This window comes from Bacteroidota bacterium, assembly GCA_017303975.1.
Lineage (GTDB): Bacteria > Bacteroidota > Bacteroidia > JAFLBG01 > JAFLBG01 > JAFLBG01.
Genome location: JAFLBG010000055.1, coordinates 1 through 17,475, shown reverse-complemented (window position 1 = coordinate 17,475; position 17,475 = coordinate 1). Strand labels below are relative to the sequence as shown.

14 protein-coding genes, 1 tRNA gene and 1 pseudogene are annotated in these 17,475 nt (G+C 35.8%); 9 read left to right on the top strand and 7 right to left on the bottom strand.

Translation table 11 applies throughout. The annotated features are described in order from the left end of the window. On the top strand, positions 1-1,208 hold a 1,208-nt coding region (locus J0M08_13815; GenBank protein MBN8704138.1), incomplete at its 5' end, for a T9SS type A sorting domain-containing protein. 71 nt (positions 1,209-1,279) lie between these two features. Here the strand turns inward: J0M08_13815 and J0M08_13810 are convergent. Genes J0M08_13810 through pdhA form a run of 3 tightly spaced genes read right to left on the bottom strand, consistent with a single transcriptional unit; the run spans position 1,280 to position 4,013 of the window. Continuing rightward, positions 1,280-2,545, bottom strand: a complete 1,266-nt coding sequence (locus J0M08_13810) for a pyruvate dehydrogenase complex dihydrolipoamide acetyltransferase (GenBank protein ID MBN8704137.1) — start codon at positions 2,543-2,545, stop codon at positions 1,280-1,282. Between the two features lie 14 nt (positions 2,546-2,559). After that, positions 2,560-2,946, bottom strand: a complete 387-nt coding sequence (locus tag J0M08_13805; GenBank protein ID MBN8704136.1) for a four helix bundle protein — start codon at positions 2,944-2,946, stop codon at positions 2,560-2,562. A 38-nt stretch (positions 2,947-2,984) separates the two neighbouring features. Beyond that, complete coding sequence (gene pdhA, locus J0M08_13800; GenBank protein ID MBN8704135.1) at positions 2,985-4,013, bottom strand: pyruvate dehydrogenase (acetyl-transferring) E1 component subunit alpha; 1,029 nt, start codon at positions 4,011-4,013, stop codon at positions 2,985-2,987. A gap of 161 nt (positions 4,014-4,174) precedes the next feature. Here pdhA and J0M08_13795 point away from each other — a divergent pair, with 161 nt between their 5' ends. The 4 genes and pseudogenes from J0M08_13795 (at position 4,175) to J0M08_13780 (ending at position 7,766) form a co-directional block, all read left to right on the top strand. Next, positions 4,175-6,532: a hypothetical protein gene (locus tag J0M08_13795; protein MBN8704134.1), complete on the top strand. Its 2,358-nt coding sequence runs from the start codon at positions 4,175-4,177 to the stop codon at positions 6,530-6,532. A gap of 14 nt (positions 6,533-6,546) precedes the next feature. Continuing rightward, positions 6,547-7,281, top strand: a complete 735-nt coding sequence (recO, locus tag J0M08_13790) for a DNA repair protein RecO (protein ID MBN8704133.1) — start codon at positions 6,547-6,549, stop codon at positions 7,279-7,281. A 147-nt stretch (positions 7,282-7,428) separates the two neighbouring features. Continuing rightward, positions 7,429-7,699 (top strand): annotated as a pseudogene (locus J0M08_13785) (GIY-YIG nuclease family protein). Further along, positions 7,685-7,766 (top strand) — tRNA-Leu (locus J0M08_13780). Before J0M08_13785 ends, J0M08_13780 begins: the two are co-directional and overlap by 15 nt. A gap of 58 nt (positions 7,767-7,824) precedes the next feature. Here the strand turns inward: J0M08_13780 and J0M08_13775 are convergent. After that, positions 7,825-8,664, bottom strand: coding sequence for an OmpA family protein (locus tag J0M08_13775; GenBank protein ID MBN8704132.1), 840 nt, complete (start codon positions 8,662-8,664; stop codon positions 7,825-7,827). A 315-nt stretch (positions 8,665-8,979) separates the two neighbouring features. On the opposite strand from J0M08_13775, the gene J0M08_13770 reads away from it, so the two are divergent. Further along, positions 8,980-9,690, top strand: coding sequence for a hypothetical protein (locus tag J0M08_13770; GenBank protein MBN8704131.1), 711 nt, complete (start codon positions 8,980-8,982; stop codon positions 9,688-9,690). Here the strand turns inward: J0M08_13770 and J0M08_13765 are convergent. Beyond that, a complete protein-coding gene (locus J0M08_13765; protein MBN8704130.1) occupies positions 9,680-11,479 on the bottom strand; it encodes an ABC transporter substrate-binding protein in 1,800 nt (599 codons plus the stop codon). The two genes, J0M08_13770 and J0M08_13765, sit on opposite strands and share 11 nt — an antisense overlap. 70 nt (positions 11,480-11,549) lie before the next feature. Between J0M08_13765 and J0M08_13760 the strand changes: the two genes are divergently transcribed. Next, the gene (locus J0M08_13760; GenBank protein ID MBN8704129.1) at positions 11,550-12,425 is read left to right on the top strand and encodes a hypothetical protein; all 876 of its coding nucleotides are present in this window, start codon (positions 11,550-11,552) and stop codon (positions 12,423-12,425) included. A gap of 892 nt (positions 12,426-13,317) precedes the next feature. Here the strand turns inward: J0M08_13760 and J0M08_13755 are convergent. Beyond that, positions 13,318-13,815 carry a hypothetical protein gene (locus J0M08_13755; protein ID MBN8704128.1) on the bottom strand — a complete coding sequence of 166 codons (498 nt, stop codon included), beginning with the start codon at positions 13,813-13,815 and terminating at the stop codon, positions 13,318-13,320. A 112-nt stretch (positions 13,816-13,927) separates the two neighbouring features. Further along, complete coding sequence (locus J0M08_13750; GenBank protein MBN8704127.1) at positions 13,928-14,458, bottom strand: transposase; 531 nt, start codon at positions 14,456-14,458, stop codon at positions 13,928-13,930. Between the two features lie 432 nt (positions 14,459-14,890). Between J0M08_13750 and fbp the strand changes: the two genes are divergently transcribed. Both fbp and J0M08_13740 read left to right on the top strand, forming a co-directional pair. Beyond that, the gene (gene fbp / locus J0M08_13745) at positions 14,891-15,913 is read left to right on the top strand and encodes a class 1 fructose-bisphosphatase (protein ID MBN8704126.1); all 1,023 of its coding nucleotides are present in this window, start codon (positions 14,891-14,893) and stop codon (positions 15,911-15,913) included. A gap of 56 nt (positions 15,914-15,969) precedes the next feature. Beyond that, positions 15,970-17,475, top strand: a 1,506-nt coding sequence (locus tag J0M08_13740) for a transcription-repair coupling factor (protein ID MBN8704125.1), incomplete at its 3' end; no start/stop codon positions are given.

Sequence of the window (17,475 nt, the reverse complement as noted above, 5' to 3'; positions counted from 1 at the left end):
CAATGACAACATTTGTATATGATTCTATAGCAGGGAATATTAAAGCATACTTAAACGGCACACTTATAAATACTATTGCTCAAACAAGTGCAAACATCTCCGGAACAGGTCCATTTAAAGTAGGCGGTTACTCAAGCAGTACAAATTTATTTGCAGGGGGACTGTTAGATGAGTTTAGATTATATAAATATGCCTTAACAGCTACAGAGATTGCCCAGTTGTACAACCCATACGCCTCAGTAGGGTTTTTAGGTTTAGATAAAAGTATCTGTCCGGGCGATTCTGTTCAGCTTTCATTAAATTGGCCCGTTGACAGTGTAGTCTGGTCAACAGGCGATACGGTAGAAAATATTTGGGCAAAGAACATAGCAACTTACATTGTTGGAATAACGGGCGCTTGCGGTGTTGGTGCAGATACAATCACATTAAACACACTGGTTACCACTAACACAATATCCGCTGCCAATTGTGATACTTACATGTCGCCCAGCGGTAAAGTATTTACCGTTTCAGGGATGTACACAGATACTCTTTCTAATAACGCAGGATGTGATAGCTTACTAACCATCAATTTAAGCATAAAAAACAGCACAAGCGCTGTACTTTCTCCAACGGTTTGCTATAGCTATACTTCTCCAAGCACTAATTACACATGGACTGTGAGCGGAGCGTATATGGATACAATTGCAAATAGTATGGGGTGTGATAGTATGCTTACAATTAATTTAATTGTCAATACTGTTAATAGTGCAGTTACACAAGCCGGAATTTTCCTTTCTGCAAGTACAGCAGGAGCAACGTATAAATGGTTGGATTGTAATAATAATTATACACCTATTGCAAATGCAACAAGTCAGTCGTACACAGCTACTGCTAATGGAAGTTATGCGGTAGAAATAACTAATTTAGGGTGTGCTGATACATCGGCTTGTTATCCTATAACAGGAGTTTCTGTTATAGAAAGCACATTCGATAAAGTAGTTTCAGTTTATCCTAATCCTAGTAATGGAACGTTCATTATTGATTTAGGCGAAAATCAAGACAATGTAACGGTTATTATAACTGATGCAATGGGAAGAGTTGTTTTGTCTAATAACTTCGGACATATTTCTAAAATACCATTAGTTCTTAATGAATCTGCGGGAATTTATTTTGTGCAAATTTATTCTGGAAGCAAAAGAGCGTTGGCTACACTTGCCATTGAATAAGTGAATTTTATCAAGAAAAAAGCGGGGTGCCTAGATTTTCTAAGCACCCCGCTTTTTTCTTGATAGGCTATCTATATCGAATCCGCTCCCAATAATAAAACCGGATTTTCCAATAAATCTCGGAGTGTTTGTAAGAATGCCGAACCTAGCGCACCATCCACTACACGATGATCGCACGATAATGTTACTTTCATAACATTACCCGGAACTATTTGTCCATTCTTAACTACTGGTGTTTGTTTAATGCCGCCCACTGCCAAAATGCACGCATCCGGAGGATTTATTATTGCCGTAAACTCATCAATACCATACATTCCTAAATTAGAAATAGTAAAGGTATTGCCTTCCCAGTCGGCAGGTTGTAGTTTTTTCTCTTTCGCTTTCTTTGCAAACTCTTTTACTTCGGAGGCTATTTGAGAAAGTGTTTTGTTGTCGGCAAAGCGTACTACTGGAACCAGCAATCCTTCTTCTACCGCCACGGCCACGCCAATATGAATATGTTGATTATACCTAATGGTGTCGCCTAGCCAAGAACTATTAATTTTAGGATGTTGTCTCAATGCCTTTGATACAGCCTTAATCACGAAATCGTTGAACGATATTTTTACAGATGCAACAGAGTTTACAACCTCACGAGCCTTAACCACTTCGTCCATATCTATTTCCATCGTAAGATAAAAATGGGGTGCAGAAAACTTGCTCTCTGCTAATCTGCGTGCAATGGTTTTACGCATCTGCGAAACGGACTCTTCGGTATAACTTTCTTTTCCAACAGACGTTTTCGCTGCACCACTATGTGTATAAAATTCGATATCACGTTTCACTACTCTTCCTCCATCACCGCTGCCTGCAAGACGTTCAATTTGTATGCCTTTTTCTTTCGCTAAACGTTTTGCCAGCGGAGAAGCTTTTAGTTTTCCATCGTTAGAGGAAACAGGTGGCACGTAGTTAGCAGTTGGCTGCGTATTGGTAGGTTTAGTCTCTACTACAACTTCTTTTTTTGTTTCAGCTTTTACAGTTTTAACCTCTGCTTTAGGAGTTTCCGTTTTTACAGTGGAAGCTTTTTTGGCTTCTTCCGCTAATAATGCGGACACATCTTCTCCTTCTTTGCCTAAAATAGCTAGTATGGAATCTACCGGAGCGCCTTTGCCTTTTTCTACCCCAATATGCAATAACACACCATCTTGGAATGATTCAAACTCCATAGTAGCTTTATCTGTTTCAATATCGGCAAGCAGTTCGCCTGATTTAACTTTATCGCCTACTTTTTTGTGCCATTGAGCCACAACACCTTCGGTCATGGTGTCACTTAATTTAGGCATTCGAACAATCTCCATAATAATGCAAATTTTTAATGTTGAATTTTTAATGCTGAATTTTCGAGCAGCAAATTCTCTTGTGAAGTTTTTACTATTGCTGTTAGTATTCTAATTATTTCCTCGCACTCATCAATCAATTCCGAAAAATTATATTTTATCGTATTACTCGCACTTAAAAGAGTTAGCCAATATAGTGTTTCGCGAGCTTCTTTCGATGAGATAGCTATTTTTGAGATAAAATCTTTTTTTGACTGACCGGCACCAGCCTCCACCACATTAGCCCCAATACTAGTACCCGAGCGAAGAAGTTGTTTGCCAAGCTCAAACTCGTTATTTTTTTTCAATTCCTTATAAAGTAAAATGATTTTTAGCGAAAACTGAAATGTTTTTTGTTCAATTACGTTCTCCTTTTTACCCATATTTTTCGAATTCAAAATTTAAAATTAATAATTCAACATTATTCTCTTATATACGGGTAATCTTCCTGAACATATACATCTTTGTATAATTCTGATGGATCTGGGAATGGCGAATCTTCGGCAAATTTTACTGATTCATCAACAATGGCTTTTATTTTTTCTTCCATTTTTTCTACCTCAGCATCTGTTATCCATTTATTGGTTTTTAATGTAGCTAAAACTTGTTCAATAGGGTCTTGCTTTTTATACTCCTCTACTTCATCTTTAGATCTATACGTGCCCGGATCGCTCATGGAATGACCTCTAAAGCGGTATGTTTTTATTTCCAAAAGCGTTGGCCCATCGCCTTTTCTAGCTCTTTCGGCAGCTTGGGCAATAGACTCATGTACTGCTTCACAACTCATACCATCTACTTGAAAAGATGGCATTTCAAAGCCTAACCCAATTTTATATAAATCATGTACGTTACTTGTACGTTGCACAGATGTTCCCATAGCATAATTATTATTTTCAATAATAAACACTACCGGCAATTTCCAAAGCATAGCCATATTAAATGCTTCGTGCAATGCACCTTGACGCACAGCGCCATCGCCCATGTAACAAAGCGTTATGCGGTCATTTCCATTGTATTTATCGGCAAATGCAATGCCTGCACCTAGAGGAATTTGGCCACCAACAATACCGTGTCCACCAAAAAAATTATGTTCCTTAGAAAACATATGCATAGAACCACCCTTGCCTTTGGAACAACCGGTTGCCTTTGCATAAAGTTCGGCCATAATGTACTTAGCATCCACGCCTCTGGCTATGGGATGAGCATGATCTCGATATGCAGTAATTACTCTATCTTCTTTTCTAATGGCGCTTTCTGCCGCTGCTACCAAAGCTTCTTGACCGATGTATAAATGGCAAAAGCCTCTTATTTTTTGCTGAATATACAGTTGCCCTGTTTTCTCCTCAAATCTGCGCAAGAGAAGCATAAGCTCGTACCAATATAAGTACGTGTCTTTTGTGAAAGTAGTTTTAGTCTGCGCTTTTTTATTTTTTGAAGCCACTTTTTCCATAATTTATATAGCCAAATATAATACTTAAAGGTATGAATTTATTTGTTTTTTACATTACAGGTGGGCTATGTAGGATAATTTGTATAAATGATTACAACAATATTAATACTGGCTATATTTTGTGGTAAAATGGCTACTTTTATAAAATATATCCGTTATTCATGCGTTATCTGTTTATGCGTTTTTATTTACTATTTATTTTAGTGCTTGAATTCTTTTGTATAGAAGCCCAAATACCTATTGGGATTGGGCAGTGGAGAGATCACTTGCCTTACAAATCGGCACTATCGGTATGTACAGGTAATGGAAAAATGTATTGTGCAACAACCGGAGGATTATTCTCCTACAACTTATCCGACAATTCTATTGAACGCTATTCGAAGGTAAATGGGCTTAGCGACATGAAATTAAGTACCGTAAACTTTAATACCTACAACAATACGCTACTTATTGGGTATGAGAATGGAAATTTAGACGTATTGGTTAACGATGTAATAATTAATGTTTCTGACATAAAACGAGAGTCTGATATGGGAAATAAACGGATAAATTCCGTTTATTTTCACAACAAATTAGCGTATTTAGCGTGTGGATTTGGAATAGTGGTTTTTGATACCGAGAAAAAGGAAATTAAGGACACCTATAAAATTGGACTGAATGGGGCACTGATTAATGTACACGAAATTACCATAGCCAACAATACTATTTTTGCTGCCACAGAAAATGGAGTATATTCTGCATCGCTGCTAAACCCAAATCTTATTTACTTTGGAGCGTGGACTAAAGTATCAACATTACCTGTTGGTATTTACAATTCTATAGTTCATTACAATAACCATATTTATGTAAACTATTCCAAGAACCTTACCAATAACGCATACTTGCAAGACACGCTATTTGATTTTGACTTAACAGCATCAACGTGGGGTTATTTCAAAGATTCCGGAAACAATACTTACCCTTATAACAACAAAAGTATATCAGTTTCAAGCAATAAGCTTATTATTTGTTCTGAATGGGGTATATATATTTTCGACACATCGCTAAATCTAACAAAGGCAGTATCTAATTATAAAACCAATATTCTCCCGACTAGGAGTTTGGTTGATAATTCAGGAAATGTATGGGCTTCTGATTTGTTGAATGGGTTAGTAAAAGAGTCGAATGGAAGTTTCGAATTTATTATTCCCAATGGTCCTAATACGGTGGGAGTTTATAATATGGATGCTAGAGCAAATGGAATATGGGCCGTACCGGGTGCTACACAGGGTCCGTTTCATAATACATATACGGCAGGTTCAGTTTCGGTATTTAAAGATGAAACGTGGACTTCGGTATCTAATTATCAATCTGCAGCAGGCTTGCAAATGGATTCGTTACACGATTTAGTATCCATATCTGTTGACCCTAAAAACGAAAATCATTACTATGCTGCATCTTACAGAACAGGAGTTTTAGAGTTTACCAACAATAATTTAGTAAAAAAGCACAGCACAAATAACAGTACACTTCAATCTCGATCGCAGTTTTATTATGTGGGCGTAGGGGGCTCTGCATTTGATGAAGATGGAAATCTGTGGGTTACCAACAGTAACGTATCTTCTTGTTTGCATGTGCGAAAAAGAGATGGCACTTGGCAAGGGTTTAATTTTTTTGGATTTGATGTAGATGACCAAACCACTGTCTTTAATCTGTATATAACTTCGTCCGGGCAAAAATGGATAAATCTACCAAGCAAAGGGATGCTGGTGTTTGACGACAAAGGAACTTTTGCGGCACCAAATGCCTCAAACTCCAAACGCATTACTAATGAAGTAGGGAAAGGCGCTTTGCCTAGTAATTTTGTTTATTGTATGGCAGAAGATCAAAGTAATCACGTATGGGTTGGAACCGCAGCGGGGGTTGCTGTTTTTTATTCTCCCGAGTCTATTTTTTCCGGAGATAATTGGGACTCGCAACAAATATTAATTGAGCAGGATGGACATGTTCAAAAACTTTTGGAAACAGAAGCTATTAAGGCAATTGCGATTGATGGTGCCAACAGAAAATGGATAGGCACACAAAATTCCGGAGTTTTTTTATTGTCGGAAGATGGACAAAAAGAGATACATCATTTTACGCAAGAAAACAGTCCGCTCCTTTCTAATGAAATAGCAAGCATCTCCATTAATCATCAAACAGGAGAAGTTTTTTTTGGAACTTCAAATGGATTGGTTTCGTACAGAAGTACTGCTACAGAAGGGTTAGAGGAGTATGACAATGTGTATGCATATCCAAATCCGGTTAAGGAGTCGTACGATGGGACAATTGCAATTAAAGGATTAGTGAAGGATGTAGATGTTAGAATTACTGATGTTGCCGGCAGATTAGTTTACAAAACAAAAGCCTTGGGAGGACAAGCAATTTGGAATGGCAGAACCACCAAAGGGAATAGAGTGAAAACTGGAGTTTACTTGGCTTTTATGTCTGACGAAGAGGGAGACAAAACATTTGTAACCAAAATATTGGTTATTAACTAGGCCGCAGAAGAGAAATGTTGGCCACCACAGAAAGTATTGTGTTATCTAGCCTTAGCTACACAGACAGTTCTATAATAGTAAAGCTATATACGAAAGAATTTGGTTTTGTTTCCGGTTACGCAAAGGGTATTCATGGAAAAAAGTCGAAAACAAAAGCAAATATTTTCCAGCCCGCATCAATAATTGATGTTGTTTATTATTCTAAGGAAAACAATTCGCTAAAAAACATTAAAGAGGCAAAGATTAATTTTCCTTATGCTGAAATCCCATTTCATCCTATTAAATCAGCTATCGTGTTTTTTAGCACCGAGTTTTTTCAAAAAATAATAAAGGAAAGCGAGCCTAATTTTAGACTATATGATTTTGTAAGATTTTACTTTACCTCACTTGATAAGCGCGTAAACAATTATGCCAACTTTCCCATTCTATATTTGATTAAACTTTCTTCTTATCTTGGATTTTCACCTTTTTCAAACTATTCGGAGGAAACCCCTATTTTTAATATAAGCGAGGGGATGTTTGTTGCAGAAAATACGCAGAACAGGTATTTACATCTTTTTGCAGATATTGAAACAAGTCTTCTTTTGCACCAACTATTACAAAAAACATTTCGAGATATAAAAGATGCCGATATTCCGCACACTAAGAGGGGCGTATTAATTGAGTTGTTGTTGAACTATTATTCTGTTCATACAGGTATAAGCATAAATCTAAAATCTATTGATATCATAAAGAGTGTGCTTCATTAGCAAAGTCGTTCTAAACAGTAAAAAAGATAATTCTTTGTGGTAAAGTAAAAAACCTATATATTTGTGCCCTTAATGCGGATGTGGCGTAATTGGCAGCCGCGTCCGGACGGTAGCGTCCGGATGCCGTTTGTAGGAATTAGAATTTATATGTTTTTTGTATATATTTTACGTTCTTTAAAGAATGGTTCTTTTTATAAAGGCTCTACTAATGATGTTTATCGCAGATTAGTTGAGCATAATAGTGGAAAAAATAAGTCGACAGCTCGTTATATGCCTTGGGAGTTGATTTGGGTTTTGTGAGAAAGATACTAGGGCGCAAGCGTTGATTTTGGAGAAAAAATTAAAGAACATTACTTCAAAGAATAGAGTAGAGGAGTTTATTAAACGGAACTTAAATAATATTGCGGATGTGGCGTAATTGGCAGCCGCGCCAGACTTAGGATCTGGTGCCGTGAGGCGTGGGGGTTCGAGTCCCTTCATCCGCACTAAATAAAAAAGGTTGGCAATTTTGCCAACCTTTTTTATTTGATAAAACACCCTCTCTTAATTAGTTTCTAATACTTTAAACAGTTCATCTAATTTTGGAGTAAGAATAATTTCGGTTCTCCTATTTCTCTTACGAGCTTCTGGAGTTTTAGCTTCGTCTATTGGATAATACTCTCCTCTTCCTGCAGCCGTCAAACGTTTAGAATTGATGGAGCTGTTTTTTGTAAGTATTTTTACGATAGAGGTGGCGCGCATCACGCTCAAATCCCAATTGTCTTTGATATCGCCTGCACCCTTCATTGGAACATCGTCTGTATGGCCTTCTACCAAAATATTTATGTCTGCGTTTTGCTCCAATACTTTAGCCAACTTTTTTAGGGCTTCTTCTCCCTTTGACTCTACTTTCGTACTTCCAGATGCAAACAAAAGACTCTCGTCTAACGAAACATAAATTTTTCCATTTTTTTGTGTAATGGTTAAACCTTTGTTCTCAAATCCAAACAAGGCTTCTTGTACTTTCTTTTTCAAATCATTTACAGCATCGTCTTTCTTCTTTAATATGCTTTCTAACTCATTTACTCGAGCTTCTCTTTTTTTCAACTCCGCACTAACATTGTCTAACGAAAGTTTTTGCGCATTTAAGTCTTTTTCCAATTGCTTCAACTCATCCTGCTTTTTTAACAACTCTTCTTGAGTAGTATGCAATTCGCCCGCTAACTTTTTAGTGTCGTGCGCATTACCTTCTATAAGTTTATTATACCTGTCTTGTAGCTGTTCGTTTATTCTATTTAGCTTATCGTATGTATGTGTTAAGTTTCTATAATTAGCTCCCAAGATGGACGAATCCCGCTTTAGTCCGGCAATTACTTTATCGTTGTCTGTAATTTGGGCTCGCATTTCCTTGTTTGCTGTTTCGCAATCGCTACTTATTTTTCGTAACGATTCCATGTCGGTTTCGCACGTTTTTCTTTTCGCTTTTTCTTCTTCCATTAATCTTGAAGGAACACACGATACTAGAAATAATAGGCAAATTGGTATAATATAGTTGGTGGTTTTCATTGAAATACGTTTAGTTAATCAAATTTAGAAACCTTGATGGTGTTTTGAGTAGTTGTTGTTTTAAGATTTCAACAAAAGCAAGTTGATAATCAAATGAAACTATTTTTTAGTTGTATCGTAAAAGTGGTTAGTTAATACACAAAACCTGAACGTATGGCTTTAAGTAAAAACTGGTTAACAGAAAACCATATCGATTTTGAATACAAGAAATACATCTTGTTGGCATTTTTAAAAGAAGTAAGTACAGATTTTGAATCTCAGAAGTTGTATCCTTCGCTATCCGCTTTAATTGAGCATTACAAGCAATTAATGACTATAAAGGAAAATAAACAAAACCTCCTCAATTCGTTTCAACAAAAAATACAATCGTTTGATTTCGAAAAAATGAAAATAAAATACGAGATTATTGTTGAAGACGATACTGTTATGAATGAACTAGAATCAATTATAGATTATTCGTTACCTCAGTTTGAAAAATATTTAACAGAAGGAAAAAAAATTTACGATTATATCGAGAATAATATTCAGATATCTCCGGTAGGTATTCTTCCTCTTAATATAGAAGCCGGCTATTTATTGCTTAGCGACAAGAAAAAAACCAATGTGTATGAATACGAAATAACCATTTTTGAGCAACCTGATGAAAAATATAGAGCCATTCACACTTCGTATATAAAAAGCTATGAAGTAGGCTTAACAACTACTTACGAAGCAATAAAAAGCGAGTTGATAAAAGAAAGCACAGTAATGCCTTTGTCTGCCGCGTTTGCAATAGAGTCGAAAATATCAGAATTGCCAATTGAAGAAACTTTTTTACCAATTGCTAAACGAAGCTTGGTAAAATATGTTTCTACTATTTCGTAGTGTCTTTTGCTGCAGTTTCTACCTTTTTCTTTGAATCGGTTCGGTCGAAATAAACGCGAGTAAAATCTCTGTACTCCATTGCGTTGGCATCAAAATTTCTAACATTGTTTTGGAGTAATCGATAATTTTCGTCATAAAATATTGGCATACAAGCAGCCTCATCAATAATAATTTGGTCTGCTTGACGATAAAAGTCGAATCTTCTTTTTGTGTCATTTTCTTTTAAAGCCGCAACAAATAAGGAGTCGAACCGAGCATTTTTAAATCTGCATGTGTTCGGGCTGGATAGTTGTCCAATAGAATCAGGTACAATAGCACCATAAAACAATGTTAAAAATGTTTCCGGATCCGGGTAGTCGCCAATCCAGCTCATTCTCCAAAAATTTACCTGCCCGCGTTCAATTGTTTCGCGATGTTCTACCAATGGTAGTACGTTTATTTCTACATCTATGTTTAAATTTTCTTTTAGCATTTTCTGAACCACTTCGGCAATTTGAATATTTCTGTCTCCGCCACCCGCATTTATTTGCAAGGTTAAATTGGGAAACCCTTTTCCGTTTGGATATCCGGCTTTTGCCAATAATTTTTTTGCAGCATCGGGGTTATATGTAAACCCTTTGATAGCAGAGTGATTGTAAGGGCCGTATGATGGGGGAACAAATCCGTATATTGCCGGAATCCCTTCTCCTTGCAATGTATAAGTAGCCATTTTTTCTCTATCGATAGCCTGGTTAAAGGCTAAGCGAACTTCTTTTTTGTTAAATGGAGGTAATTGATTTTGAAAGCCAAGAAAAAATGTGCTCATTGCCGGCATTACCTGCATAGAAAAATTTTTGTTCTTATCTTTTGCATTCGCATTGTTCAAGTCTCCTAAAATTTCAGGTATAAATTCTATAGGAAGTCGAAAAATCATATCCAAATTCCCTTTTTTAAATTGCATAAACTCCGACCTTTTTTCCTTTACAAATGATATGTTTAACGCATCTAAGTATGGTAATTGATTCCCAAATTGATCAATATCCCAATAGTTTGGGTTTCTGTCTAGTATTACCGATTCACCCTCTTTTATTGATTTAACACGAAAAGGACCTGTTCCAATGGCTCTTGTGCGAACTTCTTCTCCGTATTTTTCAACAGCTTCTTTCGCAAAAACCCATCCTGCGGGAGTGGTAAGCAAATTTAAAAATCCGGAAAACGGACTTGTTAAATTAATCTGCAAGGTGTATTTATCAATTACTTTAACACCTTCTAGTCCATCAGCCAATGGCTTATTCTTTTTTACGGATTCAAAATATTCGTTTGCACCAACAACTCTATCTTTAAACGTGGTTGAAAATAATTTGTTGTTTGAGCCCGGCTCGCACAATTTTGTGAATGAATATTTAAAATCATTTGCATCAATCTCGCGTCCTTTGCCATCTCTAAAGCATGGGTCGTCATGAAATGCAACACCCTTACGCAAATAAAAAGTCCAAACAGTGGCATCTTCGTTTTTGTCCCATTTTTCAGCTATCCCAGGTAAAATAGATAAATCTTTTTGCGATAATTTAATCAACCCCTCAAAAATTTGATTGGCAATACGATGCGATACAACATCGGTAATGGAGTGTGGATAAAGAGAGGTAAACCCTTCTACTTCATTCGATTTAAAAACACCGCCATAAAAAACATTTCCTTTTGCTTGTCTTTCATCAGGCTTATTGCCGCCAGAACCACCACAAGAGTTTAGTAAAAAAATAAAAACAAAAGCTATTGCTACTGTTTGTATCAAATTGTATTTCTTTATCATATTTTTCAGAGTAATTACCGTACAAAATAATAAAATTTGTAGTTATTTTGACTAAATAAATTCAAAAAGAGTGAACTATATTTTATACTACCTTTTATTATACCCATTATCTAAACTTCCATTTTGGGTTTTGTTTAGAATTTCGGACGGTATTTATATTGTCCTATACTACGTATTTGGCTATAGAAAAAAGGTGGTGCAGCTTAATCTTAAGAATTCATTTCCAGAAAAAACAGCTGCGGAGCTTAAGCAAATAGAAAAAAAATTCTACAAACACTTGTGTGATTTAATTGTAGAGGCTATTAAAAATTTTACCATTTCTGCTGAAGAGCTTGAAAGGCATGTACACTGCATTAATCCAGACTTTTGCCCTAACTATTACAATGAGGGTAGAAACATGATAATTGTAACCGGCCACTATGCCAATTGGGAGTGGCCATCTACGTTGTTTGGCGTTTATTCTAAACACAAAAGCATGGGTATTTACATGCCAATTAAAAGTAAATTTTGGAACGAAAAAGTATATAAATCACGAGGGAAAACAGGTATTGTATTGGCTGCCCCGAAAGAAGTGCCTTTGTTTTTCGAAAAATATAAAAATGAACCCGTAAAGGGCGGATTTATTGCAGATCAGAGTCCCGGAAATCCTGAAAAAGCCTATTGGACAACCTTTTTAAACCAAGATACCCCCGTGTTGTTTGGCTCAGAAAAATATGCGGTGGAATACAATTGTGTTGTAGCCTACGGAAAAATTACAAAAGTAAAACGAGGCTACTACCAAATAGAGTTTGTGTTAATTACCGAAAACCCTCGTGATTTAAAGAAGGGGGAAATAACAGAATTACACACGCGTTTCAACGAAAAACTAATACAATCGGCTCCGGAATATTGGTTATGGACCCACAAACGTTGGAAACATAAGCGACCTGTAAAGCAAGCCCAGTAAGCTAGCCAGAAAAGTGCTGTTTATGGTAAATTCTTGCAGTCTTTAATTGCCATATATATTCTTGTCATGTTGGCATCCCCAAGGTAGATGCTAAGCTGAAGCTCGGCATTTGTGCGATTGGGCTTAGTGTCTTTGTATATCTTAATAAGCTCTGCTTATTAATTTTCATCTAAGGGTATTGGCTATTTTTGTTTGCACTGATTAGTCTCCATTCATGAGACTCATTTACCAATCCTGCCTCAACTGGTAAGCAGAGCTTACAATAATTGTTTCACACTAAGCTCTGACACACAGGGCATGGCTTCAGCTTAGCGCGTACTGGGGAAACTATTAAAAGGTGTAGAAATTCTTACATCAAAATTTGAGAGAGAAAAAGAACCTTAGGAAGTATTTCAACTATGCCTCTTAGAAGCTATTATTAGTAAGACTTTACAATGGAAGGCGTAGAAAAAAGTACATTCAAATATAAAAAAATATAAGCACCTGTATGTTAATGAGTTATAATGAAAGGTGTAGGGATTCTTACATTATGGGAATAGCAGGTAAGAGTAGAGAAAAGTTTTGGCTTAAGGGAAATTTCAATTCAAAGGTGCAGAAATTCTTACATTATAGAAAAAGCAAGAAGGAGTAAGAAAAATGTTGAAGTAGGCGCTAAGCTGAAGCTTGGCATTTGTGCGATTGGGCTTAGTGTCTTTGTATATCTTCATAAGCTCTGCTTATTATTTTTCATCTAAAGGTATTGGCTAATTTCGTTTGCACTGCTAAGTCTTCATTCATGAGCCTCATTTACCAATCCTGCCTCAATTGGTAAGTAGAACTTACAATAATTGTTTCACACTAAGCTCTGACACACAAGGCATTGCTTCAGCGCGTACTGGGGTACTGGGTTAATTTACTCATCGTGAAGTATAGCACAATATTTATAAATAACGCTCCACTCTTGAGATTCTTCTTTTAATATAAGCAATGGAACATATTTATTTAGCGTAAATTCTAAAAGCTGTTTTCTTTTAAAAAATGCTATTTTAATCTTATTATTCTTTAATGTATCTACATATAGCATGTTTATGTTATTCAAACTGGGAATTTTATATGAATGGCTATAAATTAAAGAAACTCTATTAGAAATTTTATTTAAAGGCCCCGTATAATACATACTATCATTCATATAAAAAGAAAAACTGTCTTCAGTAAAAGCATTAATAACCAATCGTGAGGCTACTAAATTTTTTACCAACTCCTCATTACCAATGCATTTTCTATCTTGGATTTCTTTATATGATATAGGCAATAGTTTGTCTGGAAAATTGAAATCTTCATTCACATTTTTATTTTTTCCAATACAAGCTATTAAATAGAAAGAGCCTATAGTAATAAACAGTTTACTCATTTTGTTCTTTTTGTATTATTTGTTCCATTTCCCCTCAGTAGGCACTAAGCTGAAGCCTGGCATTAGTGCGATTGGGCTTAGGGTCTTTGCATATCTCCATAAGCTCTGCTTATTATTTTTCATCTAAAGGTATTGGGCTATTTTCGTTTGCACTGCTAAGTCTCCATTCATGCGGTTGATTAACAAACCCTGCCTCAACAGGGTTATAATGAATATAATCAATTTTTTGCTGAATCAACTTGTTGCTATATAAATAAAATGGATGATTATCGTGTTTCCAAAACTGCATTTTCTGCTCTTGAGCACTTATTTTTCCATAATACTCAAATGTGTTTAACATCCATTCTTTTCTACTTTCTTGAGGATTTTCATCTATAGATTTCATTAATTGTTTGGCAGTAAATGATTTTAAATCCCTTAAACTATTCGACAATTCGCCTCCGGCTGAATAACTTATCAAATGAACGTGACTAGGCATAATACAATAGCAGTATATTTTAAGGTTTTTGTTTCTTTGACAGTAGATAATACTCTCTACCAATATATCTTGATATAACCTTCTTGTAAATACATCTATCCATCCAACTACACTAAAACTTACAAAGTATAACCCATCGCTATGTGTTTTATATCTTTCGGACATGAAAATAAAAATATAAAAAGTAAGAGCAGCTTACAATATGTGTTTCAATAATAGCTTCACACTAAGCCCTAACACTCGGTTCTGAACTTTAGATTAACGCGTGCTGGGGGCACATTAAAAGAGGTAAGCAGAGCTTACAATAATTGTTTCACACTAAGCTCTGACACACAGGCATTGCTTCAGCTTAGCGCGTACTGGGGTACTGGGCTACAAGCCTTACTGCTTCACAGAGCGAGGTATAGAGTAATGCTTGTAGGTACTATACTTGCCAATTGAGGTTACAGAAATACCCAGTAAGATGACAGCTAGTGTGCTTCTCTCAAAATTTTCTACTGCCTAGGTACTATTTAATTGTGAATAGAATGTAAATAACAATATTGCGTTTCAATTAAAAAAATTAAGATATTTAGAGGTTGAAAAAATAATAAAGCTATGAGTAAAGTAAAAACATTGGGTCAATTTATTATTGAAAAACAAGCTGATTTCCCATATTCAAAAGGAGAGCTTTCTCGTTTATTAAGAGATATTGGCATAGCCGCAAAAATTGTACACAGAGAAGTAAACAAAGCCGGTTTGGCTGACATATTAGGAGAGGTTGGAGAAACCAATGTACAAGGCGAAAATGTAAAAAAACTAGATGTTTTTGCAAATGAACAGTTTATTGCAGCCCTTACCGTTGGTGGCGAGTGTTGTGCTATTGCATCAGAAGAAAACGAGGACATTATACAAATAGACAATCATCAATCAAAAAATGCTAAATATATTGTAGCAATGGACCCATTGGATGGGTCGTCCAATATTGATGTAAATGTTTCTGTAGGCACAATTTTTTCGATATACAGACGCACATCTCTTTCCGGACCGGGAGTTTTAGAAGATTTTTTACAACAAGGCACGGAACAAGTTGCTGCAGGATATATTATTTACGGGTCCTCTACAATGCTTGTTTATACCACAGGGAAAGGCGTTAATGGCTTTACACTAGATCCATCAATTGGGGAGTTTTGTTTATCTCACCCAAATATGCAAACTCCTAAAAACGGGAAAATATATTCTATTAACGAAGGTAATTACATACATTTTCCGGACGGAGTAAAAAAATACATCAAATACTGTCAAGAAGAGGACAAAAAAACAAGTCGCCCCTACTCTAGCCGCTACATAGGCTCCGCGGTAGCTGATATTCACAGAAACTTAATTTATGGCGGAATATTCATTTATCCAACTACCTCATCATCGCCCAAAGGCAAGCTGCGCTTATTATACGAATGCAATCCACTAGCTTTTATACTAGAACAAGCCGGAGGAAAAGCAACGGATGGATTTACAAGAGTACTTGAAGTAATGCCAAAATCGCTGCATCAACGAAATCCATTATTTATAGGCAGTGCAGAAATGGTAGAAAAAGCAGAAGAGTTTATGATGAAATATTCTACCACAGAAGTAAATAATTAATCTTTATAATTAGAGAATTTACGAGTAGATGTTTAAATTCACGGCTAATTTAAACCGTGAATCTCTCGTCTATAATTGATTCTAACTTTCATTGCGAACAAAATCGCAACCTAAATTCTTTTGTCCAAACCGAAAATTATGATGTAGCTCACCTAAATGGACTAGTTGGTTCCGCTATTAGCTTTATTCTGGCATCATTGCAAAAAGAAACCGAAAGAAATCAGTTGTTGGTAGTAAATGACAAAGAACAAGCTGCTTATATTTTAAACGATTTAGAAAATTTAGTGGGAGAAAAAGCATCCGTGTTATTTTTTCCTCAATCATACAGACGACCATACGAAATTGCTGATATAGATAATGCAAATATTTTGATGAGAGCTCAAGTTTTAAACAACTTGCTAAACTCAACAAAAAAATCAATAATTATAACTTATCCCGAAGCCTTAGCCGAAAAAGTAGTTACAAAGTCGCACCTATCTAAAAATACACTCGAATTAAAAAAACAAGATAAAGTTTCCATTTCTTTTATCACAGATGTACTGTTTGAGTATGGCTTTGAGCGCAACGACTATGTGTACGAACCCGGACAGTTTGCTATAAGAGGTGGAATTATAGATATATTTTCGTTTGCCAACGAAGACCCTTTCCGTATTGAAATGTATGGAGAAAACATTAACTCCATTCGAACATTTGATGCAGCCAACCAGCTCTCCATACAAGAGTTGAATCAAATAATTATAATACCCAACGTACAAGACAAACTACTTACAGAAAGCAGGCAGTCTTTTTTTCAATACATTACAAACAGCACTGTGCTTTGGTTTGAAAATGTGCAGTTGTGCGAAGAAAAATTAGAAAAAGAACTTGCTGTTGCTGAAAAAGCATACTCCCAACTTTCTGGAGAAATAGAACGGCTTGCACCGCAAGAAATGTATTGGCCCAAAGAAGAATTTTTAAATGAATGCCTATCGTTTAAGCGTATAGAATATTCCACTCAAAAATATTGGAAGCCCAATCAAACTATTGAATATTCATACATACCGCAACCTAGCTTCAATAAAAATTTCGATTTATTAATTGCCAACCTAAAAGACAATGTTAGCAAGGGTTACAGGAATATTATTTTTTCGGACACGCAAAAGCAGATGGAGCGATTAAACGCAATATTTGAAGATATTATAGCAAAATCGGCAACCGAAAGCATACTTAATGCAAACTGGCAAGATTTTTTCACAACGATAAACACCTCTATTCACGAAGGGTTTATTGACAAGAATTTAAAATTAGCGTGTTATACCGACCATCAAATATTTGAACGTTACCATCGATTTAAATTAAAAAATTCGTTTTCTAAAAAGAATGAAGCAATTACGGTTAAGGAATTAAAAAATCTAAATCCGGGAGATTACGTAACACATATAGACCATGGTATTGGCAGATTTGGAGGCTTAGAGATTATTGACATAAATGGCAAGCAGCAAGAAACCATTCGCATTGTTTATAAAGACAATGATGTATTGTACATTCCAATTCATTCCTTGCATAAAATAGCTAAGCATTCC

Coding starts and splice junctions, on each gene's coding strand:
- J0M08_13810 (MBN8704137.1), bottom strand. CDS start 2,545: ATGGAGATTGTTCGAATGCCTAAATTAAGTGACACCATGACCGAAGGT.
- J0M08_13805 (MBN8704136.1), bottom strand. CDS start 2,946: ATGGGTAAAAAGGAGAACGTAATTGAACAAAAAACATTTCAGTTTTCG.
- pdhA (MBN8704135.1), bottom strand. CDS start 4,013: ATGGAAAAAGTGGCTTCAAAAAATAAAAAAGCGCAGACTAAAACTACT.
- J0M08_13795 (MBN8704134.1), top strand. CDS start 4,175: ATGCGTTATCTGTTTATGCGTTTTTATTTACTATTTATTTTAGTGCTT.
- recO (MBN8704133.1), top strand. CDS start 6,547: ATGTTGGCCACCACAGAAAGTATTGTGTTATCTAGCCTTAGCTACACA.
- J0M08_13775 (MBN8704132.1), bottom strand. CDS start 8,664: ATGCGAGCCCAAATTACAGACAACGATAAAGTAATTGCCGGACTAAAG.
- J0M08_13770 (MBN8704131.1), top strand. CDS start 8,980: ATGGCTTTAAGTAAAAACTGGTTAACAGAAAACCATATCGATTTTGAA.
- J0M08_13765 (MBN8704130.1), bottom strand. CDS start 11,479: ATGATAAAGAAATACAATTTGATACAAACAGTAGCAATAGCTTTTGTT.
- J0M08_13755 (MBN8704128.1), bottom strand. CDS start 13,815: ATGAGTAAACTGTTTATTACTATAGGCTCTTTCTATTTAATAGCTTGT.
- J0M08_13750 (MBN8704127.1), bottom strand. CDS start 14,458: ATGTCCGAAAGATATAAAACACATAGCGATGGGTTATACTTTGTAAGT.
- fbp (MBN8704126.1), top strand. CDS start 14,891: ATGAGTAAAGTAAAAACATTGGGTCAATTTATTATTGAAAAACAAGCT.